The organism is Sphingomonas paeninsulae (genome assembly GCF_003660165.1).
Taxonomy (GTDB): Bacteria; Pseudomonadota; Alphaproteobacteria; order Sphingomonadales; family Sphingomonadaceae; genus Sphingomonas_O; species Sphingomonas_O paeninsulae.
Genome location: NZ_CP032829.1, coordinates 489,044 through 515,486, shown reverse-complemented (window position 1 = coordinate 515,486; position 26,443 = coordinate 489,044). Strand labels below are relative to the sequence as shown.

At 57.5% G+C, this 26,443-nt stretch carries 25 protein-coding genes, 1 tRNA gene and 1 pseudogene; 16 read left to right on the top strand and 11 right to left on the bottom strand.

All coding sequences use genetic code 11. The features are described from left to right. Positions 1-30: 30 nt before the first annotated feature. The 7 genes and pseudogenes from D3Y57_RS07835 to D3Y57_RS07805 all read right to left on the bottom strand — a co-directional run bounded on the left by D3Y57_RS07835 (position 31) and on the right by D3Y57_RS07805 (position 4,070). Complete coding sequence (locus D3Y57_RS07835) at positions 31-702, bottom strand: glutathione S-transferase family protein (RefSeq protein ID WP_121152524.1); 672 nt, start codon at positions 700-702, stop codon at positions 31-33. After that, the gene (yihA, locus tag D3Y57_RS07830; protein ID WP_239025987.1) at positions 699-1,343 is read right to left on the bottom strand and encodes a ribosome biogenesis GTP-binding protein YihA/YsxC; all 645 of its coding nucleotides are present in this window, start codon (positions 1,341-1,343) and stop codon (positions 699-701) included. Before yihA ends, D3Y57_RS07835 begins: the two co-directional genes overlap by 4 nt. Further along, a complete protein-coding gene (yidC, locus tag D3Y57_RS07825; RefSeq protein ID WP_121152522.1) occupies positions 1,340-3,049 on the bottom strand; it encodes a membrane protein insertase YidC in 1,710 nt (569 codons plus the stop codon). Before yidC ends, yihA begins: the two co-directional genes overlap by 4 nt. A gap of 12 nt (positions 3,050-3,061) precedes the next feature. Continuing rightward, on the bottom strand, positions 3,062-3,271 hold the full coding sequence (gene yidD, locus D3Y57_RS07820) for a membrane protein insertion efficiency factor YidD (protein WP_121152521.1): 210 nt from the start codon (positions 3,269-3,271) through the stop codon (positions 3,062-3,064). Continuing rightward, positions 3,268-3,576 (bottom strand): annotated as a pseudogene (gene rnpA / locus D3Y57_RS07815) (ribonuclease P protein component); the annotation flags it as partial. The pseudogene rnpA and the gene yidD, both read right to left, overlap by 4 nt. Positions 3,577-3,590: 14 nt before the next feature. Next, entirely contained in the window at positions 3,591-3,725 is a 135-nt protein-coding gene (gene rpmH / locus D3Y57_RS07810; protein WP_121155604.1) for a 50S ribosomal protein L34, read from the bottom strand. Positions 3,726-3,815: 90 nt separating this feature from the next. Continuing rightward, positions 3,816-4,070 (bottom strand): hypothetical protein, encoded by a 255-nt coding sequence (locus D3Y57_RS07805; protein WP_121152520.1) that lies wholly within the window; start codon positions 4,068-4,070, stop codon positions 3,816-3,818. A gap of 139 nt (positions 4,071-4,209) precedes the next feature. On the opposite strand from D3Y57_RS07805, the gene D3Y57_RS07800 reads away from it, so the two are divergent. The 3 genes from D3Y57_RS07800 to D3Y57_RS07790 all read left to right on the top strand — a co-directional run bounded on the left by D3Y57_RS07800 (position 4,210) and on the right by D3Y57_RS07790 (position 6,696). After that, positions 4,210-5,718 (top strand): YifB family Mg chelatase-like AAA ATPase, encoded by a 1,509-nt coding sequence (locus D3Y57_RS07800; RefSeq protein WP_121152519.1) that lies wholly within the window; start codon positions 4,210-4,212, stop codon positions 5,716-5,718. Positions 5,719-5,792: 74 nt separating this feature from the next. Next, a tRNA-Leu gene (locus tag D3Y57_RS07795) sits at positions 5,793-5,877 on the top strand. 312 nt (positions 5,878-6,189) lie between these two features. Further along, positions 6,190-6,696: an MFS transporter gene (locus D3Y57_RS07790; protein WP_162987045.1), complete on the top strand. Its 507-nt coding sequence runs from the start codon at positions 6,190-6,192 to the stop codon at positions 6,694-6,696. Positions 6,697-7,089: 393 nt separating this feature from the next. Here D3Y57_RS07790 and D3Y57_RS07785 read toward each other — a convergent pair whose 3' ends face one another. The 3 genes from D3Y57_RS07785 to D3Y57_RS07775 are packed head-to-tail and all read right to left on the bottom strand — an operon-like array spanning position 7,090 to position 10,555. Beyond that, positions 7,090-8,559 (bottom strand): aldehyde dehydrogenase, encoded by a 1,470-nt coding sequence (locus D3Y57_RS07785; protein ID WP_205590104.1) that lies wholly within the window; start codon positions 8,557-8,559, stop codon positions 7,090-7,092. 11 nt (positions 8,560-8,570) lie between these two features. Beyond that, on the bottom strand, positions 8,571-9,344 hold the full coding sequence (locus D3Y57_RS07780) for a maleate cis-trans isomerase family protein (protein WP_121152516.1): 774 nt from the start codon (positions 9,342-9,344) through the stop codon (positions 8,571-8,573). After that, positions 9,341-10,555 (bottom strand): FAD-dependent oxidoreductase, encoded by a 1,215-nt coding sequence (locus D3Y57_RS07775; RefSeq protein WP_121152515.1) that lies wholly within the window; start codon positions 10,553-10,555, stop codon positions 9,341-9,343. The genes D3Y57_RS07780 and D3Y57_RS07775 overlap by 4 nt, the downstream gene beginning before the upstream one ends. Before the next feature lie 87 nt (positions 10,556-10,642). Between D3Y57_RS07775 and D3Y57_RS07770 the strand changes: the two genes are divergently transcribed. The 9 genes from D3Y57_RS07770 (at position 10,643) to D3Y57_RS07730 (ending at position 22,565) form a co-directional block, all read left to right on the top strand. After that, positions 10,643-11,974 carry a class I SAM-dependent methyltransferase gene (locus D3Y57_RS07770; protein WP_162987044.1) on the top strand — a complete coding sequence of 444 codons (1,332 nt, stop codon included), beginning with the start codon at positions 10,643-10,645 and terminating at the stop codon, positions 11,972-11,974. Positions 11,975-12,051: 77 nt separating this feature from the next. Beyond that, the gene (locus D3Y57_RS07765) at positions 12,052-13,353 is read left to right on the top strand and encodes an MFS transporter (RefSeq protein WP_162987043.1); all 1,302 of its coding nucleotides are present in this window, start codon (positions 12,052-12,054) and stop codon (positions 13,351-13,353) included. 60 nt (positions 13,354-13,413) lie between these two features. Further along, positions 13,414-14,190, top strand: a complete 777-nt coding sequence (locus tag D3Y57_RS07760; protein ID WP_121152512.1) for an IclR family transcriptional regulator — start codon at positions 13,414-13,416, stop codon at positions 14,188-14,190. Positions 14,191-14,369: 179 nt separating this feature from the next. After that, entirely contained in the window at positions 14,370-15,806 is a 1,437-nt protein-coding gene (locus D3Y57_RS07755; protein WP_121152511.1) for an FAD-dependent oxidoreductase, read from the top strand. After that, a complete protein-coding gene (locus D3Y57_RS07750) occupies positions 15,806-16,666 on the top strand; it encodes an alpha/beta fold hydrolase (protein WP_121152510.1) in 861 nt (286 codons plus the stop codon). Before D3Y57_RS07755 ends, D3Y57_RS07750 begins: the two co-directional genes overlap by 1 nt. 279 nt (positions 16,667-16,945) lie before the next feature. Beyond that, positions 16,946-19,324: a TonB-dependent receptor gene (locus D3Y57_RS07745; RefSeq protein WP_162987042.1), complete on the top strand. Its 2,379-nt coding sequence runs from the start codon at positions 16,946-16,948 to the stop codon at positions 19,322-19,324. A 95-nt stretch (positions 19,325-19,419) separates the two neighbouring features. Beyond that, entirely contained in the window at positions 19,420-19,725 is a 306-nt protein-coding gene (locus tag D3Y57_RS07740; RefSeq protein WP_205590102.1) for a hypothetical protein, read from the top strand. Next, the gene (locus tag D3Y57_RS07735) at positions 19,722-21,698 is read left to right on the top strand and encodes an oxidoreductase (RefSeq protein ID WP_121152508.1); all 1,977 of its coding nucleotides are present in this window, start codon (positions 19,722-19,724) and stop codon (positions 21,696-21,698) included. The genes D3Y57_RS07740 and D3Y57_RS07735 overlap by 4 nt, the downstream gene beginning before the upstream one ends. Positions 21,699-21,713: 15 nt before the next feature. Beyond that, positions 21,714-22,565 (top strand): SDR family NAD(P)-dependent oxidoreductase, encoded by an 852-nt coding sequence (locus D3Y57_RS07730; RefSeq protein ID WP_121155600.1) that lies wholly within the window; start codon positions 21,714-21,716, stop codon positions 22,563-22,565. A gap of 10 nt (positions 22,566-22,575) precedes the next feature. Here D3Y57_RS07730 and D3Y57_RS07725 read toward each other — a convergent pair whose 3' ends face one another. After that, a complete protein-coding gene (locus D3Y57_RS07725) occupies positions 22,576-22,980 on the bottom strand; it encodes a GlcG/HbpS family heme-binding protein (protein WP_162987041.1) in 405 nt (134 codons plus the stop codon). Positions 22,981-23,083: 103 nt separating this feature from the next. Here D3Y57_RS07725 and D3Y57_RS07720 point away from each other — a divergent pair, with 103 nt between their 5' ends. The 4 genes from D3Y57_RS07720 (at position 23,084) to D3Y57_RS07700 (ending at position 26,440) form a co-directional block, all read left to right on the top strand. Then, the gene (locus D3Y57_RS07720) at positions 23,084-23,848 is read left to right on the top strand and encodes a GntR family transcriptional regulator (RefSeq protein ID WP_239025985.1); all 765 of its coding nucleotides are present in this window, start codon (positions 23,084-23,086) and stop codon (positions 23,846-23,848) included. Positions 23,849-23,971: 123 nt separating this feature from the next. Further along, the gene (locus D3Y57_RS07715; protein WP_121152506.1) at positions 23,972-24,904 is read left to right on the top strand and encodes a hypothetical protein; all 933 of its coding nucleotides are present in this window, start codon (positions 23,972-23,974) and stop codon (positions 24,902-24,904) included. Between the two features lie 349 nt (positions 24,905-25,253). After that, positions 25,254-26,114: a class I SAM-dependent methyltransferase gene (locus tag D3Y57_RS07705; RefSeq protein WP_162987040.1), complete on the top strand. Its 861-nt coding sequence runs from the start codon at positions 25,254-25,256 to the stop codon at positions 26,112-26,114. Continuing rightward, positions 26,111-26,440 (top strand): hypothetical protein, encoded by a 330-nt coding sequence (locus D3Y57_RS07700; protein WP_121152503.1) that lies wholly within the window; start codon positions 26,111-26,113, stop codon positions 26,438-26,440. Before D3Y57_RS07705 ends, D3Y57_RS07700 begins: the two co-directional genes overlap by 4 nt. The last annotated feature ends 3 nt before the right edge of the window (positions 26,441-26,443 follow it).

Genomic DNA, 26,443 nt, shown 5'->3' with positions numbered 1-26,443 from the left:
GGGTTGGCGTTTGCCTAGCGGTTCGCGGCTTTACGCCTCCACAGGTGCTTCGAACTTCTCGATCACCCAATCCTCGGCCTGTGCGCCCGCGATCCAGTCTTGCATGAATGGATGAGCAATCACTGCCTGAATATAGGCATGGGCAAAGCGTGCGACCGGTAACGAATAGGTGATGAACCGTGTCACGACTGGCGCAAACATGATGTCCACTGCGCCAAATTCGCCGAACAGAAAGTCGCCGCCCGTACCGAAACGCGCTCGTGCCTGTGCCCATAGTTCCATAATGCGATTGATTTCGGCGACTACGGCTTCGGATGGCTGACGCGGAGGATAAATCTGGCGGATGTTCATGCCGTGTTCGCGACGGAGCGCAGCGAAACTAGAGTGCATTTCGGCAGCCATCGAACGCGCCATAGCGCGTGCGGCTTCATCGGCAGGCCAGAACAATGTGCCATCAGTTTTCTCGTTGAGATATTCAACGATCGCCAGACTGTCCCAGACGACGATTTCGCTATCCCACAGGATCGGAACCTTGCCTTGGCTCGGCGCAAATTCGTCGCCTTCTCGTCGTTTGTCCCAGGCTTCATCATAAAGCGGGACGACAGCTTCCTCAAACAACAGGCCTGATTGTTTGCAAGCGAGCCAGCCACGCAGGGACCAAGACGAATAAGTCTTATTGCCGATAAAAAGCTTTAGGGTCATGTCGTCGCTATCGCCTCGAGAACCGCCGCGCGCAACTCCGGGATACCCATTCCCTTTTCCGAAGACGTCAGAATGAGGTCGGGATGCGCCGCTGCGCGCTTGCGGATCGTCTCCGCCGTGCGCGCGGCAACTGCTTCCAGATCAGTCGCCTTGATTTTGTCGGCCTTGGTCATGACGACGCGGTAGCTGACGGCGGCCGCGTCGAGCATATCCATAATGTCGTTATCCACGGGCTTTATCCCGTGACGACTGTCGATCAGCACGAACGCACGTGCGAGAACCTGCCGTCCACGCAAATAGTCATTAATCAGAAATCGCCAGCGTTTGACCATGTCCTTGGGCGCTTCGGCAAAGCCATAACCAGGCATATCGACGAGCCGCAGCCGCATCGGTTCGCCGACTTCGAAGAAATTAAGCTCCTGCGTCCGGCCCGGCGTGTTCGAGGTGCGGGCAAGGCCGTTGCGATTGGTCAGCGCATTAAGCAGCGACGATTTGCCGACGTTCGATCGCCCGGCGAAAGCGACTTCGGGAACGGTCGGGTCGGGAATGAACTCCAGCGTCGGGGCCGATTTCAGGAATGAAACCGGCCCTGCAAACAGCTTGCGCGCTGCCTCGACATCTTCCTCTTCGAAAACACTCACTTCGCTTCGGCCGGTAACGCCTTCAATCCGGGATGCTTTGAATAGAGCCATTTTTGCTGAAGGATCGTCAGCGTGTTCGAGGTCATCCAATAGAGTTGGAGACCTGCCGCGAACGGTGCCATCACGAACACCAATACCCACGGCATGAACTTGAACACCTGCGCTTGAGCAGCATCCATTGGCGTCGGATTCAACTTAAACTGCATATACTGGGTTACACCCACGAGGATCGGTAGAACGCCAATCGCAATTGCGTGGGGCGGGCTGAACGGCAGTAGTCCGAACAGATTGACCGGGGTCAGTGGATCGGGAGCCGACAGATCCTTGATCCACAAGACGAACGGCTGGTGCCGCATTTCGATCGTTAGAACGAGGACCTTGTAGAGAGCGTAGAAAATAGGGATCTGCAGGAAGATCGGCAGGCAGCCGGCGAGCGGGTTGACCTTCTCTGCCTTGTAAAGGGCCATGATTTCTTGCTGCTGGCGCGTTTTGTCGTCCTTGTAACGCTCCTGAATGGCCTTCATCTTTGGCTGGACGACACGCATTCCCGCCATCGATGCAAACTGTCGCTGTGCAACAGGGAACATAAGGCCACGAACTGTGAGCGTAAGCAGCATGATCGCCAGCCCGAAGTTGCCAACGAGGCCCCACAACCAATGGAGATAATGGAAAATCGGCTTTTCGACGATTTCAAACCAGCCCCAGTCGATAGCCTTGCCGAACAAAGGAATCTTCAGATCTGTTTCGTATCCGTCGAGTGTATTCACTTCCTTAGCGCCAGCAAAGAAATGGGTCGTGGTCGACTGAGCTTTGCCGGGGGTTACTGTTGCAGGAGGCGTCGTGAAGTCGGCCTGATAGACTGTGCCTGCCGCGCGAAAGCCCGCGTCGATCGTTCCTGTTCCAACAGGAGCCAGTGCGGTTAGCCAGTATTTGTCGCCGAATCCGAGCCAGCCGCCGGGGGACGAAAAGCGTGTGCCCGCTTGTCCTGCCTCGTCGAGAGTCTTCCAATTGACGCTATAGTTTGCAGCGCGGTTGAACACGCCCAACGGGCCGACATGGTCGGTCCAGACGTCGGGATCCTTCGATTTTCCGTCACGTCCGATATAGGCATAGCTGCGAGCGACGACGGGGGCGGTGCCGGTGTTCGCTACGCTCTGTTCGACGGTGAACATATAGTTGGCGTCAACGGCAAACTTTAGCACGAACGTCTGGCCCGAGGTATTGTCCCAGCGTAGCGTGACGGGTTTTGCCGGTGTCAATTCGGTGCCGTCGGCCCGCCAGACGGTCGCTGGGCCGGGTGCCGAAAGGCCGTCACCAGTCCAGCCGAATCCGGCATAATAGGCGTTGGCCGCACCCTGTGGCGCAAGCAGGCGGATCGGCGATGAGTTCTTGTCGAGTGTTTCCTGATAAGTGCTGAGCACCAGATCATCGATGCGCGCACCGGTCAGGTTGATCGAACCCGCCAGCTTTGGCGTGCGGATGACGACACGGGGGGTCGCCGCGAGAACTTTCGCCCGGTCCTGCAAGACCGGAGCGGTAGTCGGCGCCGGGGTGTCAGCGGGTGTGATCGCAACCGTCTTGCCATCGACGACCTTTGTGACCGGTGGATTTGCGGCTGGGAAATATTTGCTCGAAATCGTACTCCATCCCATCAGGACAAGCGCCGACAGCACGATCGCCAGTATCAGGTTACGCTGATTATCCACGCGGCAGGTCCTTTAGGGTACAGGGTCGAAACCGCTGCCGCCCCATGGGTGACAGCGCAGGATGCGTTTGAGCGTCAGCCAGCCACCGTGCAAAGCGCCGTGGCGCTCGATGGCTTCGATGGCGTAGGCCGAACAACTGGGAGCATAACGACAAGTCGGCGGCAAGATCAGCGACGGTCCGCGCTGCCAGCCTTTTGCTATCCAGATGAGAATTTGTTTCATGTGGCAAGTTTGGCGACCGCCCGCGTCAAATCGTCGCGCAAGGTCGCATAATCGCGCTCGACGCCGCCAGCGCGTCCGATAAGGATATGGTCGCTACCAACAAAACCGCCATCGGCAATGACTTCGCGAGCAAGCGCACGAAAACGCCGCTTCATGCGGTTACGCACGACGGCATTGCCAATTTTTTTGGTGACGGTAATGCCGAGTCGCTTGGCTTGGCTTCCGTCAGCGCGATCACGCACCAACAGAACAAAACCAGAGGTTGCCCGTCGCTTGGCACTGTTAGCCGCAAGGAAATCCTTGCGGGCCGAAACAGTTTTTAGGCGGACAGCTTTATGCGTCCGCGTGCCCGACGGGCGCGGATTACTGCACGACCGCCTACTGTCGACATCCGATGACGGAAACCGTGACGTCGTGCGCGAACTAGATTGCTCGGCTGAAAAGTGCGCTTCATCGCTCATGCCCTGATACGAAACTTTGAAAAGAAAAGGTCGCCCCAGGGGGACGACCGTTGGAGCGGCACTATGGCGGTCCCGAACAAAAGTCAATCGCTTCTGGACTCCGAGAGGCGAGCTTTTCGTTCTGCACGACGCTTTGCGCTGGCGCGGCGCAGGCCCCAGTCTGTCCAGCGACCATGTTTCGGCCAGCGCCGCTTGAACAGCACATAACGCCGCTTCACCCATTTCGAATAACGCAGCATCAACCCAAATCCGGCCGCGAACACAAACATACCGCCGGGGCCAGGTATCGCACCGACGATTGGTGACAATATTACCAGGAAGCAGCCGAGCGAGAACATAGCTGTCCGCACGGGGGCTTATGGTCGACGCTCCGGATTCGGTCGATAATCTTCATCGACACCATTTGGGTTGCGTGTGTTGCATTGGCAAGACGGCACCTCTGCGCCTAAGCGCTTGGTCGAAACGGGGGCGTAATGAATGGTCGCGACAGTGCCGACAGTGGCTTACCTCGGTCTGGAGGCGCGCGCCGTTGAGGTGCAATGCTCGCTGATCGCCGGGGTTCCAAACTTTAACGTTGTTGGGCTGGGCGATAAGGCAGTTGCCGAAAGCCGCGAGCGGGTGAGGGGGGCGATCGCCGCGATCGGGTTGGCTTTGCCCCCCAAGCGCATCACCGTGAATCTGTCGCCCGCCGATTTACCGAAAGAGGGGTCGCACTACGATTTGCCGATCGCGCTGGCGTTGCTGGGTGCGATGGGGATCGTCGATGCCGAAACGTTGGCGGGCTATGTCGTCGTGGGGGAACTTGGGTTGGACGGTCGAATCGCGCCTTCTCCGGGGGTCTTGCTTGCAGCGATCCACGCTTCCGAGCAGGGCAAGGGACTGGTCTGCCCTGTGTCGCAGGGTGCCGAAGCCGCGTGGGCTGGCTCGGTAGAGGTCATCCCCGCGCCCGATTTGTTGAGCCTTCTCAATCATTTCAAGGGATCGGTGTTGTTGCCCGGCGCGGTCGCGGGGGAGGTAGAGGAACGTGTGCACGGTCCCGACCTGCAACAGGTCAAGGGTCAGGAGACGGCCAAGCGGGCGCTTGAGATTGCGGCGGCCGGGGGGCATAATCTGCTGATGGTCGGTCCACCGGGGTCTGGAAAATCGCTGATGGCCGCGTGTTTGCCGGGTATCCTTCCAGATTTGACGGCGGGCGAGGCGCTCGAAGTTTCGATGGTGGCCAGCGTTTCGGGTGAACTGACAGCAGGCCGCCTGAAGCGGACGCGACCCTTCCGATCACCGCATCATTCGGCATCGATGGCGGCGCTGACGGGTGGCGGACTGCGCGTAAAGCCGGGTGAGGTAAGCCTTGCGCATCTTGGCGTGCTGTTTCTCGACGAACTTCCCGAATTCCAGCGTGCGGCTCTCGATTCGCTTCGCCAGCCCCTCGAAACGGGCAGCGTCAGCGTTGCCCGTGCCAATGCCCATGTCACGTTTCCTGCTCGGGTACAGTTGATCGCGGCCATGAACCCGTGCCGTTGTGGTCATTTGGGCGACGCAGCGCTGGCGTGTTCGCGCGCTCCGAAATGCGCGGCCGACTATCAGGCCAAAGTTTCCGGACCGATGCTCGATCGTATCGATCTTCACGTCGATGTCTCCGCCGTCAGTGCTGCCGACCTAGTCTTGCCACCGCCCGCCGAGGGAAGCATCGAGGTTAGAGCGCGCGTGGCTGAAGCTCGGGCGTTGCAAACGGTGCGCTATGGCGTCGATGGCCCGCGTACTAACGCCGAGGTCGATGGCCCATTGCTCGATGAGTATTGCACCCCTGACGAACCTGGACGAAAGCTGCTCGCCCAAGCGACTGAAGCTATGCGCCTATCCGCACGTGGCTACACTCGAATCCTGCGCGTCGCCCGGACGATCGCCGACCTCGCTAATGCCGAGAAAGTGGGCCGCATCCATATTGCCGAGGCGCTCAGCTATCGGCGGCAAGCCCCTCGCAGTTGACGGGCATAGCGATTCATCAGAATTTATCCTTTGGCATTGCGTCCTAAACGAGCGGCGTTATAGGACAGCGCAGTGCGGGCGTGGTGGAACTGGTAGACGCGCTGGACTCAAAATCCTGTTCCGAGAGGAGTGTGGGTTCGATTCCCACCGCCCGCACCAAAATTTGCTTTCACGAGGTGCCATAAGGCGCCATAACTGACTGTTTTAAGCCACCTTTTCGTGGTATGATCGTTTCATTCAGACCGGTACAATTCTACTGTATACCATCCAGATGATGGGATTTTTGATGGTATCTCGTCGGTCGTTCGATTGGAGATGCTGGGCGCCATCGCCGCGTTACCGGGATTCGGCATGGCTCCTGATTAAGGACGCTCTGGTCGATGCCGCCACGGCCGCGTCCGATCGCGGTGCGAGCCTCCGCAGCATGGTGCGCACGCCGAAGTTTTTTCGCCTCTATTTTGCCTGCCTTACGTGCGGGCTCAGCAGCTTCGTTCCGCTCGTCCATTTGGTCCCCTTGCTCTCGACCTCGGTGTGGACTCGGCGCGCGCGTCGGCGCTGATCGGGGCAGGAAGCGCCGTCGGTCGTTTCCTGCTGGGCAGCGTGGCTGACCGATTGGGTCGCGATCGTTTTCTGGCGGCGACCTATGTCGCGATGGCGCTCTCGATGGGGCTGTGGGTCATGGCGTCGACCAGTACGGCGCTCATCGTCTTTGCGCTGGTCTATGGGGTTGTTTATGGCGGCTGGGTCGCGGTGCTGCCGTCGGTCGTCGCCGACCGGTTCGGAACAGCGAAGCTAAGCGGGATCATGGGGCTGCTTTACACAAGCGTCGCGATCGGAACGCTCGTCGGCCCGGTTGCGGCAGGCCTGCTCTATGATGCGACCGCAAGCTATCGGTTGGCGATTCTGGCAGGCCTTGCCGCAAACCTCGCCGCCGCCGAGATAACCGCCAAGGATATCGTCACATGCGCGCAAAGATAACCGAAACGCACCGAATTGATCCATCGACGACGGTTTACCGTCGTTTTAGTTCATAAGCTGTCAGGCCACTTTCGTTTCGAGTTTCGGACGCCGCCCGGCGCACGAACGTCGGCGGTGCCCTAACCCGCGGGGCAACAAGCGTAGGCTTATGGGGATTTCGACTATGGGCAGCTCGGTGCGCTAATCGGGGGTGCCGATGCGGACGAATTTGAAAACGGACCGTCTGTTTTTCGGACGTCGGCACGGCTGCTTGAAAGCGGAATATCCGACTTTGGTAATCTTAGACCAGATTCGTTCCACTCAATAACTTTTTAGAACAGATTTTCACCTATTATCGCTTGGTATTATGCCTGCAATAAAGGATGATGCTCTCTATCGGCGAGCGTGGGTGCTTCATACTCCTAGTTTACGTAATATGATCGGGCGCCGGGGAATCGTCACGGTTTTTTGACGTGTGTAAAAAGCTTCGCACGCCTTGCCGCCATCCGAGCCGACACCGGATTCCTTATATCCGCCAAATGGCGCGCGCAGTTCACGCATCATTGGGGTGTTGCACCAGACTATGCCGGCTGCAATGCGCTCTTGCGCTTCCATGATGCGGCCGATGTTCTGAGACCAGACGTAGCTGACCAAGCCGAAACGGCTGGCGTTGGCCAGAGCATAGGCTTCCTCGTCCGTGTCGAAAATCATCAACGCAGCGAACGGGCCAAAGATTTCCTCCTGACAGATGCGGCTGTCGTTCGAATCGACCTGAACGACCGTTGGTTCAAAATAACAGCCCTTGTCGAAGCCGGGTGCGCGATGGCCGCCAGTCAGTATTCGGTGTCCGGCCAGGTTTGCGTCTGGCACGAAGCTCATCACGTGTTGCAGGTGCCGTTGTGAAACCAATGGACCCAGTTCGGTCGCGGCATCGAGGGGGTCGCCGACGCGGATTGCCTTTGCTCTGGCAATGAATGCTTCGATAAAGCGCGCGGCGATGCCACGTTGCACCAATATGCGTGATCCAGCCAGGCATTGCTGGCCGTTGTTCGTGAAGATGCCGAGCAGAGCGCCATCGACCGCCTGATCGAAATCGGCATCGTCGAAAATAATATTGGCCGATTTACCGCCAAGTTCGACCGTGGCCGGTTTCAGATTTTCGCCTGCGGCCTTCATGATCAGTCGCCCGGTATGAGTGCCTCCGGTGAATGTCACGACATCGATATCCGGATGCCGGACAAGTTGATCGCCGGTCGTTGCGCCACGCCCGTTGATGAGATTGACGACACCGTCCGGAACACCGGCGCCTGTCATCAATGTTGCCAGTTTGCTGATCCCGAGCGGTGCCTGCTCGGATGGCTTCAACACACAACTATTACCAAATGCGATCGACGAGGCGATTTTCATCGAGCCAAGTGCGATCGGCGAATTCCAGGGCGAAATGAGCGCCGCCACACCGACTGGTTCACGCCGGACCATCGTTAGATAATCCGGATTCTGTTCGTAAAGTTCGCCAACGCTCTGACCGATATAATCGGCGAAGAAGCGGAAATTGTCGGCGGCCCGAAGTACCGATCGATTGCGCAATTGCGAGAATGGGATGCCGGTGTTCGCACTTTCGATACCGGCGAGTTCATCCGCATTACTCTCGATCGCATCAGCGCATCGGCGAAGCACAGCCTGACGCTTATCGACGGGCATTGTCCGCCAGACGCCCTCGTCGAAGCTTCGACGGGCGGCCTGAACGGCACGGTCCACAGTGTCGGCGCCCGCTTCGGGTAAATCGACGATCAGGCTGTCGTTTGCGGGATTGATGATCGAGACCGGGGCTTCCCCGGCACTGATGATCGCTCCATCGATCACGGCAGAAATCACTTCAGTCATTGGGGTCTCCATCAAAATTGGGTGGTCGCAGCCCGGCAACGGTCGCGCCAGGAAAGTTCAGGTGCGCTGTCCGGATCAAGCAAATTGCGAAGGCCAAGCTGGTCGAAGAGGCACGCCGCCAGACACAAATTGGACGAAAGGAGCGGTGGCCCGGTCCGGTGTTCTGCAATCAGGGGAAGCGAGGGCATACCTGTGCCGCTGAACAACACGGCATCGATCCCGGCTATATCAATCCGGGCCAGCGCATTGGCAGCGTCGATGCTGCCCATCGCATATATTCCGCGAGTGTCCGCACCTGCGCCAAGTCCTCCGGCGTTCCCAGTTTCAATCAGTTCGAACCCGCGACCCTGCCAAAAAGCGTGGGCGGCTTGGCTAAGTGCGGGAGGATAGGGCGATAGGAGCGCGATCCGGCGCGCGCCTATACGCTCTAACGCCCACTGAATTGCGTCCGCTGCGGTTACGATTGGATATCCAAATCGCTGTTCGCAGGCTGCTACTATCCGGTGCTGGTCTACCTGACTGACGAGATACGACGAAGCCGTGCAGGCAAAACCGAAAACGTCGGGTCGATAGGTGTCATAGGCCGCAAGATGATCCTCCAATCGTTCAAGATAGGACCGAAGACGATCTGCCGGATCGGTATGCGAACTGGTCAATCGAATGACGGCCATGCTCACACTCGGCGGCGTCAGAATTGCAAACTCGGCCTCCACAGTAGGATTTGCCTGAGGTGTCCCGATGCCAATCCGACCTGCGCGGCCATAGTCATAACGGCCGATCGTCATGCAATCTCCGCGGCACGGCGCAAGCCAGCGATCATCGAAGTACGGAGCAAATGTTCGTGCGCCGCCACAGGATCGCCTGCAATACGCTGTAGGGCCGTCAGCATTTCGCGGCGCTTCGTGCCGTCACGCTCCTGCATACGCGCACGGTTGCGATCGGATTGAGCAAGCACTTCCTGCTCGGCGATAGGACGCCGACGTCGAGTATAGCGATCAAGCAGTTCGATCCGACCGCCATGCCAGATTTCGGCCAGCGCCGCCGTCAGTTCGAAGGCATCATGGACCCCGCCATTCATCCCCATGCCGCCAGAAGGAGAGTTTACGTGCGCCGCGTCACCCGCCAGCGCGACACGCCCCTTTCGATAGGTATCCGTGATGCGCATATGAATGCGATAGGCACGGCTCTCTATCACCTCATGGCCAGCCGAATTGGGCACGATGGCCTGCAATTTGCGCTGAATGCTCTCTGGTTTCAGCCCATCCTCGATTGATTCTTCGTGATCGGGATAAAGACTGCAACGCCACAGATGGGGCAAGCGGAGCAGACTGAACGTGCCGCCGTCTTTCCAGACGTAATTGACGTTTGAAAGACCCGGTAAATGATCGTGGAACGGAAAGAGCGTGGTCGCGAGAATTGTTGTTTCGGGATAAGTTTTGCCATCGAAACCAAAGCTCAGGCTTTTGCGCACGACGCTGCGTGCGCCATCGGCGCCGACCAGATAACGTCCCGTGAACGTCATTGGATGGGTGTTTTCAGGTGCATCCGCGTCATAGGTTATGATCGTCACGCCATCATCGTCCTGCGATACGCCGTCGATGCGTCGCCCGAGCAGGATTTCACCTTTGCCACTGGCGTAAAGCCGTTTGAGTAGCAGTTCGCAAAGCTTTGATTGTTCGCATTGCAAACGAAAGGGATGACGCGTGGCATCGCCGATCACCGTTAGGTCAAATTCAGCTCGCTCCCCGGTCTCATGCAGTCGAATTTGCCAGGTTGGGCTACGCAGGCCCTGTTCGATGAGCGGAGCGGCAAGTCCGTGGTTGTCCAGCAAATCCAGCGTTGGGGGATGAAAGGTGGAAGCGCGCAGATCGGTTGCGAGCACGGCTTCTGACGCAATCAGAAGATAGGGAATATCGTGGGAATCCAATAGGAATGCGGTCATCAATCCCACGGGCCCTGCGCCTACGATAATAACTCTGTTCTCAATCGCCGCCATGCTAAAATCCGCCCCGGTTATTTGTATCACTTCTAATAGTAATTAAGCTGGCGCAAGTAATTTTTTTGCCGGGCAAGCGGGGCTTCAGTGGAAGGTCTGGCGGAGTTTCGCTTAATTCCGAGATGCTCATTGCGATTGCTTTTGTTCGATGATACGCCTTGGGTTCAGAACGGCGTGTCGTATGGTGATACGGCCATTCAGGCGATGGAGGATCTCATGTCACTGCTAGAGCGGGCACCGAAAACAAGCCACATTGCCGATATCGAAGCGATCCCCGTTCCGACTCATGACGAGTACGCGCGGCAGCGTTTTTGCAGCCTGCTCCGTCGCCATGCGATTCAGGAGTTTCCTGCGGCCTTGGAAGCCGATTTTAATGAACGAGTGGCTCCAGCGTTAAAAGCGCAAGGCGAAACTCTGGACAACTGGCGTGCAGTCGACAAGGCGCTGCGCGGCGAAAACCTGTACCGATTTTACAGCACGCTTCGGTATAATGCGCAGGAGATGTGTTTTCTATCCGTCCAGGATGAAGTCGAACGCGCACTTCCAGAGATGATAGAAGTGGTTCGCGCTGCGGTAGACTTGAACCCTGCCGGAGGTTCGCTGGCGCTGAGTTTGGATTTTGAAATACCCCCTTATGTTACGGCGCTCGACGTCCATTTGACGCCCGGCTGCTTCCACACGGAATACACCGCTGACGATGTGGCACAGGCTGCCGTTATCAGCCTTGGTTCGCGCGTGTTTACCGCGCAGCAAAGTCATCGTTCATGGGGCGGCGTGGCAAAGGTCGTCAGCCGCTGGATCAAGCATGAATACCCCGATCTGCAGCCAAAGCGTATGCTGGACCTGGGAACGACATCAGGCAAAAACCTGCTGCCGTATGTAGAGGCTTTCCCCGGTGTGGAGGCCCATGGCATCGACGTCGGCGCGCCACTGCTGCGTTATGGCCATGCCTTGGCCGAGCACGCGGGAGTGCCCCTGCATTTCAGCCAGCAGAATGCTGAGAAGACGAATTTCCCGGACGCCCATTTTGATTTGATCGTCTCCAGTTTCTTTTTTCACGAGGTTCCCGTTTGGGCGACCCGGAAGATACTCGCCGAATGCCATCGCATGTTGAAACCCGGTGGTCTGATCGTGCACCAGGAACTACCCGCGCATGACCTTGTCGATGTATGGGAAAACTATTTCTGGAACTGGGATACGCGTAACAATAACGAGCCATCCTATACCGCCTTTCGTGATCAGGATCCGATAGAGCTGTGTGTCAAAGCCGGTTTCGATCGTGAAAATTCGTTCGCTCTGATCTTGCCGGATGTTGGCGCCTATCCCGACCGCTCGAACGCGTTTGCTTGGGAAGAACCAGGCCGTCCGCGGCACGGTCGGGGCGGATGGTATGTCTTTGGCAGCCGCAAAGCGTTTTGAAGCTCACAAATACAAACGATATCAACACGCAGTCGGGGAGGTTTTCGAATGGAGAGGCAACCCGCGGGGAACGCGACATGACCACGAATAAAAATAGCCTGTACCGATGGTATGTCGTCATCCTGCTATTGTTGATCTTCATTCTTTCCTATCTTGATCGTTACATCGTTACCTTGCTGGTCGAGCCGATTAAAAAGGCGATGGGCCTCAGCGATTTTCAGGTCGGCCTTTTACTCGGCCCTGCGTTTTCGCTTTTCCATGTGCTCGTCAGCATTCCATTGGGCTGGTACGGGGATCGCTCGAACCGAAAATATTTGCTCATCGCCGGTATTATAATCTGGTGCGCGATGACGACGGGCAGTGGGCTTGTCGTCACATTTATCCCGCTGCTGTTGATGCGGCTTGGCCTTGGGCTTGGTGAAGCGGTGGTCAGCCCTTGTTCGGTTTCGATCATCAGCGACTATTTCGATCGCAAGCAACGTACGCGTGCAATCAGTGTTTATATGGCTGGCCCTTATCTTGGCGCAGGACTCGCGTTTCTGGGCGGCGCACTGATCGTTGGTTGGCTCGAAAAGGTTGGCCACATCGACTGGCCTTTGCTGGGAACGCTCTCGCCCTGGCAGTCCGCTTTCGTGATCGTGGGCTTGCCCGGTTTCCTGTTCGCTGCACTGATGTTGACGGTGCGCGAGCCCGAACGTCAGGAACAACTGGCAGCCGCACAAGGAGGCGGCAAGGCATTTCGCTATATTATCAAGCGTTGGAAGGGCTTTGGTGCGGTCTTCGTGGGATCGACCTGTAACTTTGCAATGAGCGCGCTTGCTTTCTGGAACATCCCCTTGTTCCAGCGTGTCTGGGGCTGGAGTGTCGTGGAGATCGGCACTGTCACGGGGATCTTTTATTTTACAGCTGGACCGATCGGCACTGCGATTGCAGTTTGGACGCACCGCCGGTTCGGTGAAGGGCGGGCCGATGGCTCGATGATTGTGCTCTTGTTAGGTCTGGCAATCTCTATCCCTGCCAGCGCGATTTATCCGGTCATGCCTTCGGCGAGCGTCGCCGTCGTCCTGATGTTTATTGCCTTCATCGGGAAATCGGTCGCAACGGCTGGCGGCCCGGCATCAATGATGGCGGTTACTCCAGGAGAAATTCGTGGTCAGTCCATGGCAATCTTCAATACGGTGATCGCGTTGATCGGTCCGTTGTTCGGGCCACCCCTGATTGGTTGGGCGATCGACGCCAGTGGCGATCCAAAATCGATCGGTATGGTCCTTTCCGCTTATGTGTTGATCGTCGGAATCCCTTCAATATTGTTGGTTTGCCTTGGCCTGAAGCATTATCGTGGTGCAGTGCATGAGCTGGAGGCCGCATTGAAAGTGTAAACGCCGACGCATCCCATGGGGCGCGCCAAAACGATGCGAGAAACGTGATTTGAGGAAGCAATGGATAAGACTTTAGTCAAGGGTATCACGGTACTCGAAGCACTCGTGGCAGCACCGGAGCCGCTTGGCGTATCCGAACTGGCGCGACAACTTGGCCTCACGAAGAGCAATATCCACCGCTATCTGCAGACCTTTACCGCGTTGGGATATGTGGTGGGCGATGGCGGACGCTATTCGCCGACGCTGAAAATCTGGCAGCAGGGCGCGCGGGTCATAGAACGATTGGATCTGCGAAGAACCGTGCGGCCAATTATGGACCGCCTCGCCAGTGCGACGCTGGAGACCGTGCATCTCGGCATTTCCGAAGGTGCATCGGTGATTTATGTCGATAAGGCGGAGGGGGGGCATTCGGTCCGCGCTTTTTCTGAGATTGGCGAACGCGCGCCCACGCATTGCTCGGCTACCGGAAAGATTTTTCTCGCATTTCACCCAACCGCAATGCGCGATACCCTTGCCGTATCGCTTCGGCGCTACACACCGCGTACGATCACCGATCCCGAGGCGCTTGTGACAGCGATTGAAGATGTCCGCCGGACCGGCGTTGCCGTGAACTCCGGCGAATGGGAAGCAGCCGTCGGCGGGGTCGCCGCGCCCGTATGGGGTCCGAACAATCAGATTGTGGCGGCTATGGGGCTCACCCTTCCGCTCGATCGCTTTACCGACGACAATGCAGCGTCGTTGATCGAATATGTTCAGTCTGCCGCTGCCGATGCATCGCGCGCGCTTGGTGCATCCGTCGATTTTAACGCGGCACCGCGGGTGTTTGAGATCGCTTAAGCGGTCCTTGCCGACTGTTTGCCGTCAGTTGGTAGATCATCTGATTCATACTCGATCCCTAGGGATAATTGCGCCCATGAACGGAGAGAAGTTTGGCGCTTGACGCGAGGGACGTGATCGTCCTAGCTTAAATATGGAACGATGTATCATAATGTAGAACATCATGAGAATGGCTGATCATGAGTGAAGCGACGACCCGGTTTGATGTGATTGTGGTGGGTGGGGGATCGGCAGGATTACCCGCCGCGATTTTTGCTGCCGAACGGGGCGCATCGGTTCTGGTCGTTGATCATGCTCCACGGCTTGGCGGGACACTTTGGGTCGCCACGGGGCAAATGAGCGCGGCAGGTACGAGGCTTCAGTACGAGCGGGGCATAGTCGACACCGCCGATGCTCATTTCGATGATGTGATGCGAATTAGTCGTGGAACCGCGCATCGCGGACTGGTCCGGCTCGCCGTCGATAATGCCGCAGAGACATTCGACTGGCTGATCGACCGGGGTTTCGCGCCGCTGCCCGACCATCCAGTCGTCGGGTTCGGGCACGAACCTTATCGCGAAAAGCGTTATTATTGGGGCGCAGAAGGCGGGATCAGTGTGAAAGACGTGCTGGTGCCGATCGTCGAAGGTCATGTCGCGGAAGGGGCAATCACGTTGCGCCTTGAACATGAAGTGGTCGAGATATTAACCGATGCCTCATCCGCAGTGACCGGCGTCGCCGCCACAGACGGCAACGGAAACCGACACGAATTCCACGGCAGGAACGTGGTGCTGTCGAGCGGCGGTTATGCGGCCAATACAGAGATGTTTGCCGAATTGAATGGCTACCCACAGTATAATGCCGGGCCTTATCCGTTTTCGCGCGGGGCAGGGCACCGACTTGGGCAGTCGGTTGGTGGCACCCTCCGCGGGTTCGAGAATGTGTTCAATAATTTTGGTGCGCTTTTCAACAGCGACCAGTTTCCCGCGCGCGCCCTTGCTACAGTCGAGACTTTCCCCGAGCGCCGCGAACCGTGGGAAATTTATGTAAACGCGCTTGGACAGCGTTTCATCCGCGAAGATATCCGTAGCGTCGATGCGCGCGAGATGGCTCTGCTGCACCAGCCCGACCGGCGCTATTGGATCGTTTTCGATCAGAAAATTCTCGATAACGCGCCACCGATTATCGTTGGCTGGACCCGCGAGGACATTACGAAAGCCTTTGCCGAGGCTGGCCCCGCCTTTATTACCGGGGCGACCATAGCTGCGCTGGCGGAAAAAGCGGGAATCGAAGCGGGCGGTCTCGATCGTTCGATCGTCGGATTCAATTATGGCATCCAGACGGGCAACGACTTTCTTGGCCGGAATCATGCGCCCGAACCGATTGGCTCCGGGCCGTTCTACGCCATTCGGATGCAGGGGAGTTCGATCTCTGGCGCAGTCGGGCTTGCCGTCGATGATGACCTGCACGTGATCCGTGAAGATGGCAGTATCATTCCCAATCTCTATGCCGCCGGCGAACTGCTCGGGTCTGGGCAGACGATGGGGAAGGCTGCGTGTGGTGGCATGATGGTCACGCCCGCGCTCACCTTCGGTCGTTTGCTGGGCCAACGCATCCTGCCATTGGGTTTGCGTTGATGTTGCCATCAGCCACCAGTTTGCCGGGGGAACGCCGTGGCTATGTCGATGGTCCCTGTGGTCAGGTCCATTACCGGGAGCAGGGCACGGGCCAACCGATCATACTGATCCATCAGGCACCCTGGAGTTCGATTCAATACCGCCATGCGATCCCGTTGCTGGCAGCAAAGGGTTATCGCGTGATTGCACCCGATTTGCCCGGCCACGGCATGTCCAACCCGCCCTCTGGCGATCCATCGGTCGAGCTTTACGCCGAAGCGGTCGCTGCAATAATCAATGCACTGGACCTTAATCCCGTGGTTGTGATTGGGCATCATGGTGGCGCTCTGGTGGCGGCGCGGCTCGCAGCGGAGCACGCCGATAAGGTAGGTGCGCTGGTGACGGACAATATGCCGTATTACAATGCGGCTCAGCGCATCGAACGGCTAACGCAATTGAGCGATGTTCAGGAAATCAAGCCGGACGGCAGCCATTTCACCGATCGTTGGGAAGTCGTCCGCCGGATTGCGGACCCCGAATGGAGCGATGAGACCGTCCATCTAGGGCTGGTGACTTATTTCGCCAACGGTCCGTGGAAGGAGCATGGGCACCGTGCTGCGCCTGCCTATGATCCACAGCTAGATCTCGACCGGATCATCTGTCCGGTGCTTGTGATTTCCAGTGTCACCGATCGGTTGTTTCCGATGGGCCAGATGATCGTCGCGCGAAAACCTGACTGGGATTACGCCGAGTTACCCGGTGGAGCAGGCATGGTTTTCGAACGGTCGAGCGAATGGGCTGCCCCCATTTTGGGCTTTATCGCGTCACACGCCGGGCATTTGACTAGAGAGGTTGTGGCCGATGTATCACAGCATGAATGAGCAAGCTGTGGCCACGAAAAAATCTCGTGACATCGATTTCATTTTGATATAGTAATAGAACAATTAAGAACTGGCATTCTGGTATTTTGTATAGGCTAGTTACTGGAAGGGTGAGCGTTTGCGCCCAGCTTTTCTATGCGCTCGTCTGCCCCCTAAATAACTATAATATTAGAACAATTTCGAACAACTAAGTCGGACGAAGATCTGGCGGACATTGCAGGACGGTACGGCGTGAACATGCGTTTCAGGCCCCAAACTATAGCAAAGGGAGCGATTACAATGAAGTCGATCAAGATGGGGGCTGCCGCCGGGCTGAGCCTTTTTGCAATGATGTCCCATGCCGCCTACGCGCAGCAGGCTTCGACAGATGTGGCTCCGGTCGCGGCAGTCGAAGAGGGCATTCCTGACATTACAGTTACTGCGCAACGTCGCGAACAGAATCTTCAGGACGTGCCAATCGCGGTCAGCGCTTTTTCCTCCGAAGATCTCCAGCGGCGTCAGATTACGCGCACGGTCGATATTTTTGCCTACGTCCCCAATCTGATTGGTCATAACAACACGTCTGTCGGAACAGCCAACAGCTATTCGATGCGTGGATTGAACAACAACGAGACGATTTCGACCTTCGATCTTCCGGTCGGCACCTATGTCGATGACGTTTATATGTCGCGTCAGAGCGCGAATAATTTCTCGTTGTTCGATGTCGAGCGGATCGAAGTTCTGCGTGGTCCACAGGGAACGCTGTTCGGACGTAATACGACCGGCGGCGCAATCAACGTGATCATGAAAAAGCCCAGCGACCAGTTCAAGGGCTTTGGCGAGATCGGTTATGGCCGTTACGATCGCTTTAATGTGCGCGGATCGGTTGATGTGCCGATCATCGATGGCAAATTGCTCAGCAAGGTGCAGGGCTATTACGTCAAGGACGATGGTTATGTGCATAACCGCGTAACCGGCGAACGTCTTAACGGCGAAAAGAGCTATGGCTTCCGCGGCGCGCTCCGTGCTTTCCTTTCGGATTCAGTGACATGGGACGGCACCGCCGATTTCAATTCGCAGTCCTATGCCAACTTCCCGAACTTCTATGATCCTGCCACCAAAGAACGGGTCAGCTATACGCGTCTCCGTCAGGACCAGACGGTCGCGCAGACCTTTGCCGGCGTCAGCGGTGGCAGAGCTTATCTGTCGCCCGAACTTGCCGATAACAAGCTCGGCAACCTTGCTCGTTCATGGTCGGCGACATCGAACTTCCAGGTTCAGGCAAGCGATGACCTCACCGTCAATTTCATCACCGGTTATCGTCACATCTTTAATGAATATCTGACCGACAGCGCAATGAGCCTGACCAGCGCATCGACTATCCTGAACTACCCTGCGGACATTGTTACGCCAGTCGCGGGCAGCACATCGGTCCTTGCAAACGACAGCTATCACGGCCAGTTCAGCCAGGAAATCAAGATCAACGGCAAGGCTCTTGACGGTCGCCTGAACTATACCGGCGGTTTCTATTATATTCGGGAAGATAATAAGACGATCTTCGCGAATGTTACCGTCACGGCTGCCGGGGTTCCTACGTTGGCTGCTGACCGAACCATGAAGAACAGCACCAGTGCGTATGCAGGTTATTTCCAGGGTGACTTTAAAGTTCTGGAAAACCTGACCTTTACCGCCGGTATCCGCTACACTGCGGAATTCAAGGACATCCAGTTCAGCCCGAATGCGTCGCCGCTGCCTTCGGTTGGCATCAATCAGCCATTCGATACGCAGGATATCATCAACGCCGGACTTCCCGTGACACAGAATGCGAAGGTGTGGACCCCACGCTTTGCACTCGATTATAAGATCACGCCTGCGATTTCGGTCTATGCTTCTGCGACCAAGGGCTTCAAGTCAGGCGGCTGGGTTTCGCGGTCGTACAACGCCGCCAATATGACTCCTTTCAAGCGCGAAACGATCTGGTCTTTTGAATCAGGGCTGCGGTCCGAGTTTTTCGATCGCCGGGTTCGCCTCAACCTGACAAGCTTTTACTTCAATGACATGGATAACCAGCTTCCCGCAGGTCGCGAAAATCCGCTGGTTCCAGGGCAGATCACTTACCTGACCCAGAACTTCGCCGATCTGCGCAACTATGGTCTCGAAGCCGAACTGACCGTGGTGCCGACGCGCGGACTGAACATCTTCTGGTCTGCGGGTCTGCAACATGCGCGCTTCAAGAATGTGAATCCGTCGGTGCTGGCGCAGGCCGCAACTTGTCAGGCCGGACTTGCCGGAGGAACGGCGACGCAACGTGCTCAGTGTAACCAGGGCATCGTAACCGCCGCTGGTGCGATCGCTCTGCCATCGCGTGTGGCACCGTTCAATTCCACGCTCGGTGCGAATTATACGGCTGTCCTGAACGATGATTTCAGCCTGATCCCCTCAGTCACATGGGCCTATACCGACGGAAGCTGGCCATCGGCACAGAATGACGTGCGCGGGTATCAAAAAAAGCACAGCCTGTTCAACGCAGGACTGTCGTTGCGTGACACTGCGCGGGGCCTGACGCTTTCCGCCGAATGCACCAACTGTTTGGACAAGCGTTATGTCGCGTCTTATCTTATCTTCCCGTATCTGAACGAACCCGGCCGCTGGACAGTGCGCGCCCGTTTCGACTTCTGATCTTTCAGCGATGAGAGGCGGCGGGACGGTACGGCAGCGTCCCGCCGCAGTTATTGGGCGACAGGTAAATTCAAGTTTCAGGAAGTGGGCGAGAAATGGCCGAATTGACCAGTGCCGACAAAGTGAAGCTGCCACGAACAGCTAAGGGGCCGCGCCCGCATTTCTTTGACGACCCCGCGATCGATCAGATGATGACGTTCTTTTTTGAACTGATGACAGAGGTTTCGGTGATCCGGGACCGCCTCGACACGGTTGAGCGACTGCTCGATACGAAGGGCAGTGTCTCACGCGACGACATCGAAGCCTATCGTCCTGATGCGGCGGCGGAAGCCGAGCGGGCGGCTGTCCGCGACGCCTATGTGAAGCGCGTTTTGCGGATGCATTCTCCGTCCGGGAAATGAACGCTTATCCTCACCTCTTTTCGCGCACCCGCGTCGGACAGCGCGAACTTAAAAACCGGATTGTCCATGCGTCGATGTCAACGCATTTTGCCGTCGGGGGTCTGATAACAGACCGCTTGATTGATTATTATGCCAATCGCGCGCGGGGTGGCGCGGCCATGTTGGTCAGCGAGCCGATGGCGATGCTGAGCTGGCAAAAACTCCCTACGCGACCTGCTGTCTTTTCAGGAGCCAATGAGGAGGCGCTTCGACGCTGGGCCGGTGCGGTGAGTGCGCATGGCAGCCTGATGCTCGGGCAAATTCAGGATAATGGTCGGGGTTTTCGATCGGGCTTCCGTAATCCCTATGCTTATGGCGCATCGGCGTTGCCCGACGACCTTAGCTGGACCGTGCCGCACGCGCTTTCCGCTGGCGAAGTGCGGCAAATGATCGAGGAATTCGTCTTTTCGGCCAAACGTCTGGCCGATGCGGGCTTTGCGGGCGTCGAGATATCTGCAGGGCATGGGCATATCTTTCACCAGTTCCTGTCCGCACAATCCAACCGGCGCGACGATGAATATGGCGGCGACGTCATCGGGCGTGCAAAGCTGTTAACAGATTTGATTGCGGCATTACGAAGCGGCTGTGGGGCCGATTTCATTATTGGCGTAAAATTGCCCGCCGAGGACGGCATCGCGGGGGGCATCGATCTGGCCGAAGCCGCGCGGATTACTGAGATTGTCCATAAGGCGGGCGGGGTCGATTATCTCACCTATTGCTGGGGCGCGCATGGCAACACGCTGTACGAGCATTTACCCGATCTTCACGGCCCGCGAACTCCCTATGTCGACCGCATTGCGGCGCTGGGAAAGTCGGCACCTGGCGTACCGATCGGCGCGCTGGGTCTTATTACCGATCCTAATGAGGGCGAACGTATCGTGCGTGACGGGTTGGCCGATCTGGTTATGCTCGGGCGACCGCTCGTCACCGATCCAGCCTGGGGGATCAAGGCGGAGCAGGGGCGAGAAGCGCAGATCCGTTATTGCGTATCGTGCAATACCTGCTGGCATTCGATCAATATCGGTCGAGGGCTCTTGTGCGATAATAATCCGCGGGTCGGGACTGCTGACGAAGCAGATTGGCAACCCGAACCGACGTTTTCCAAAAAGCGTGTGGTGGTCGTCGGTGCGGGCATTGCCGGAATGGAGGCTGCATGGGTCGCTGCAGCGCGTGGTCATGCCGTGACCGTATTGGGTGCCTCGGAGGAATCCGGCGGCAAGACGCGGCTCCACGCACTGCTACCCGGCGGTGAGAATTTGAGCAGCATTTATGATTTTCAACGTCTGAGCGCGGAGCGGGCAGGGGCACGGCTTGTGCTCGGACAAAGAGCCACCGCTGACGATATTCTGGCGTTGACGCCCGATCATGTCCTGTTGGCCACAGGCTCTACGCCTGCGTGGCCGGGTTATCTGCCTAAGGAATATCAAGGTGAGGGCGTGTTCCCTGATCTGCGCGAGGCGGTGGCAATGTTCAGCCGGGTGACAGGCAGGCAACGGGGTACAGTGGTGATCCACGATGCAGATCACGGTGCTTTCACTTATGCGGCTGCCGAATTGCTGAGCGAACGTTTCGATAATGTGGTGCTGCTCACCGAACGCGAGCGCATCGCGAGCGACGAGGCTTTGGTAACGCGACAGGGCATTTATGCCCGGCTTTATCGCAAGCAGATAGAAATCGTAACATCGGTTCGACCGCTGGCGTCGTCGCGGTTCGAAGAGGGTGAGGTCGCTTATGCCAACGTGTTCAATGGACGCGAAAGCGTAGTCACAGACGTTTCGATGTTCACCTATGCCACAGCGCGGGTGCCGGATGAACTGTTGCTGGAGCCATTACGCGCGGCCGGCATGGACGTTCGTGTCATCGGCGATGCCTTTTCCCCGCGAACCGTGCTGGTCGCTACGGCCGAAGGCTATCGTGCAGGAATGGACTTATAATGAGGAGTGTCGATCGTGTATCCTGATCTGGATGGGAAAGTTGCCGTCATTACTGGTGCCGGGCGGCACCGCGGTCTCGGTGCCGCTATCGCACGGAAGCTGGCGGAGGACGGTGTCCGCATTGTTCTCCATGATATTGGCCGCGTAGCAGGCGCAATGGCTCCCGAACATGGCGTCGGAAAATCAACCGAACTGGATCAAGTCGCCGATGAAATTCGGGCGATCACGCCGCATATCACCACCTGCCAGGCAGACATGCGCGTAGAAAGCGAAGTCGAAGCTCTTGTTGGTAGTGCCGTGCAGCATTTCGGCAAGCTGGATATTCTGGTGAATAACGCCGGTGTCGGTTTCCTGTTCGGCCCGCTCATCGATCAGACGCAGGAGCAATGGGATACGGTTCTGGACGTAAACCTGCGCGGCGCGTTCTTTGCAATGAAGCATGCTGTGCGACAGATGCTGAAGCAGGAAGAGCAACCCAATTGGGGCCGTGGCCGGATCGTATCCATCGGAAGTCGCGGTTCCAAATCCGGATCGGCGCTGACGTCGTCCTATATCGCTTCGAAGCACGGACTCGTCGGCCTGACTCGTTCCGCCGCGATCGAACTCGGTCCTCAGCAGATCACCGTAAACGCAGTGTGTCCCAACCACGTCACCACAGGACTTGGATCATGGCAGAACGACTATATGGCCAAAGCCCGGGGTCAGACACTCGATGAATACATGGATGCGATGCGCGGACGCATCCCCCTTGGTCGCGTGGGTGAAACGGCCGATACAGCAAACGCCTGCGCCTTTCTTTGTTCAGGGCAGGCGCGTTACATTACCGGTGAATCGATGAACGTTTCAGGTGGTGAGGAGATGCACTGACCGTTTGGTGTTAAACGGATTTTAGCGCGTCGAGTCCGGCTTGAGCAATCGCTTCATCTTGCGCGGGGTTGCCTCCCGAAACACCGATTCCGCCCATGCATATCCCGTCGTGGCGGATCGGTTGACCGCCGGGCATCGGCAGATATTCGGTAAGACGCAGCAATTCGGGTTCGTCTTTCAGTCGCGCGGTTAGGGCGCCGCTGGGCGCGCGCATCAACGCCGCTGTCCGTGCCTTGGCCAGCGCGACGGTCGGAGTCATCGGGCCCGCACCATCCGTACGGTGCAAGCGAAGGGCGTATCCGCCGTCGTCGACGAGTGCGATGGTGGCGGCAAGACCAAGGCGGCCCGCCTCCATCAGCGCAGCACTCAGCATGGCATCCAGTTCGGTTCCAGTGAGTATAGGTTTGGTGTTCATGGTGACATTTCCTTCAGGATGTTCAAAGGGCGAGAAACAATAAGTGTTATGTTCAGATTTTGGGCGTGGCGATGAACGGTGCGGTTCTTCAAGGGAAGACATATTGAAAACGCTGGATGACGATGTGTCCGCGGTCGACAGACTTCAGGCCGTTCCGCTTTACCATCAGATATTTCTTCAATTGCGCGAAGAGATCACAAGCGGCGCGCGGGCGTTCGGTTCGCGTATGCCGACCGAGCAGGAACTGGCCGAAAGCTTTTCCGTTTCCCGCATCACCGCCCGGCGCGCGATGGACGAGTTGGCGCAAACGCACCTCGTCGAACGGAAGCGCAGAGTCGGCACGCACGTCATCTTTCAGCCACCCGCCAAGCCGATCGAAGGCAGCATAGAACAGGCGCTCGATTCGCTCATTTCCTTTGGCCGCAGCACGCAGGTCAAAATTCTGGAGATGGACAAGGTGCCGGCGCGGCCTCCGGTGAGTGAAGCGCTCCAAATTCCCAATGGCACACCGGTGTTTCGCGTGGTTCGTGTGCGCTGGCTCGATGGGCTGCCGCTCAGCTATATCATCAGCTATATTCCGGTGGCTCTGGGAATCGAGATGACACGCGCGGCGCTGAAGACCACGCCGATGCTCAGCCTGCTGGAACAGGCAGGTATAAAGATCGGTGCGGCGACGCAGACGATATCCGCTTCGCTGGCGGATGCCACGCTGGCCAACGTCCTTGCTGTCGATATCGGATCGCCGATCCTCCGCGTGAACCGCACCGTGATGGATATCGACAAGCGCCCGGTGCAACATATCCTCGCGCGGTTTCGGCCCGATCGTTACCAGATCCGCCTCGACCTTCATTCCGCCAATAGCCGTTGATGGCGGCGAGGGATGGGGAGTGCTGGCGTGCATGGCACTTCTTGTCTCACAATTGGATGATTTGATATAGATATAAGAGTAATAAATCCCTAGTCTGAGCGAAACCAGGATAGGGAAGTGCACGTGAGCGACTGGACCACTGACACCGACCCATTGTTGACCCGTTTTCGTTTTGCCACGGTCGGTGCGCCCGACCCGGAGGCCCTGCTTTCCCAGTATAGCCACTGGCTTGGATATTCGGAACGCGAGCGCGGGCGGGTCGATGCGGATCTGGCCGCTGGCTGGGGTGCCCCCGCAATGGAGGGGCGGCCCTATATCGTGATGAGCACGGACGGAGCGCACGACGATTATATCCGGGTCGTTCAGATAGATGCCGTCCCCGAATACACACCGCTCACGAGCTTTGGCTGGGCAGCGATAGAGATCATCGTCGATGACGTTTACGCCGTGAATGACCGGCTTCGGCAATCGTCCTTCACGATATTGGCCGAACCAACACCTTTGCAATTCATGCCGTCCATCGTCGCCATGCAGGCAATCGGCCCTGCCGGAGAATGCCTGTATTTCACGATGGAAACCGGCGATCGCGCGACATCGATCCTGCCGTCACCCCGATCATTCGTCGACCGCCCGTTCATCTTTGTCATTGCTGGCGGCGATTTCGATGCCCTGCGTGAATATTATTGCGGGAAATTCGACCTGAAACGACGTCCGCTGAGAGAAAGCAAAATTAGCATCCTCCAGACCGCGCAAGGACTTGATGCGGATTCGACGATCCGAATGACGACGGCAGGGTTGCGCGAGCAGGGTTATCTGATCGAGTTTGACGAATATCGGACCGGGCCGGGCTATATCGCCGGTCCGCGCCCGCAAACCATTGGCGAATTGCCGCCGGGTTTCGCGATAGCGAGCTTTGGCATTTCCGATATCGCTCTGGTCGCCGATCTGGCGATTACGCCGCCGCGTGTCCGTAACGGTATCGGATACGATGGTCGGCTTACCTGTACGGCGGTTGGCCCGACGGGTGAACTGGCAGAGTTTATCGAAGATAGCTGAGCATTTGTCCTAAACCTAAAACAATTCTCTTGTCCGGGGCAATATTGCGGATAGGATTGATCAAAATCGACGAAGGAATGGTTCCGATGAAAGTGCGCGACGTTCAGCATCCGATGCTTCCGGAAACGACGCAGGAGGAGCTTAGCAGGCAGCGCGCGGTGGTGTCGTTGCGCAAGCTGCTCAATGCGCGTGTTCGTTCCGCCAACGTCAGTCGTTTCGAAAAAGAAGGGGCACCTGCTTTCGCCGCGAAAAACGGTCGGCAGCCTCAATCCCCCGGGATATCGAAGCCGCGCTGTTCGAATCCTCGGGCTATCGGATGTGGAGCGCGGCCAATCGTTCGGCGCAGGAAATGATCTGGATGTCGGTCGGCGAGCCGCTTTATCGCGATCTCGACCGGATGCAGACGGCCGCACGCGGCCTGATCGACGCGCCGGACAAGAAAGGCGCTCTGCACCTCGATCCCTCCTACGTTCCCTCGCCCGAAATCGCGGAGGTGGATATTCATCTCCAGCCGGGCGGATATGCGCTCGATCGTGGACCTGATGATATCATTGCGGGTGTGTTCTATGAGACGGGCGGCAACGTGTTTTCCTTCGGCCAGGGTGCCGGTAAGTCGGACAGCAAAGCAGGTGTGATCTTCAAGCTGCTCGACGCCGAATTTCCTGAGATAAAACCGTTGCGCATATTGGACCTGGGCTGTTCGGCGGGTGCGGCATCGGCCGCCTATGCGGCGAATTTCCCCGATGCAGACGTTCATGCGGTCGATATTGGCGCGGGAATGCTGCGTTATGCCCATGCGCGGGCCGAAGCATTGGGCGTTGGTGTCACTTTTCACCAGATGGACGCGTCCGTGCTGAATTTCGAAGACGGTTTCTTCGACCTCGTCGTCTCACACAACATGCTTCACGAAATCGGTGCGGAAAAACGACGGCTGATGATGGCAGAGGCGCTGCGTGTCACACGGCCCGGCGGTATCGTGATCCTGCAGGACGTCGATACGCGCATGGCCCCGTCGATTGTCCATCAGGTCGAAAAAGACTGGGACACGCATTTCAACGGCGAGCGTTTCTGGAACATCTATAACAATGCCGACCTCGTGGCGGATATGTACGGGGCGGGCTTTGCTCGAAGCGATGTCGCCGAACATGACATGGCAGCCGTAAGCGGGATCAACCGCTGGTATATAATCAGCGGCAGGAAGCCAGTATGACAAGTAACAGCGAAGCCATAGCCGCGGTCATTGAATCGGGCCGGGGAACACGCCCCTATAGTCTGGAAAATAAAGAAACCGAGCAGGTGCTGAATATCGCGCTGGCATTGCTGGTTGAGCTTGCCGCGTCGAACGAACGGATCGACCGCCTCGAACATCTGCTTGCGGAAACGCGCGGTGTCGATGCGCAACAGTTGCGTGAAACCGCACCCACCGAAGAGGCGGTGAAGCATCGTCAGCTTGCGCTGGAGGCAATGCAGTTGCGTGTGTTGCGTGTGTTGCTAGACCCGCGTGAGGCGACCGACGGGCGGCCAGCCTCACGCTGAAAA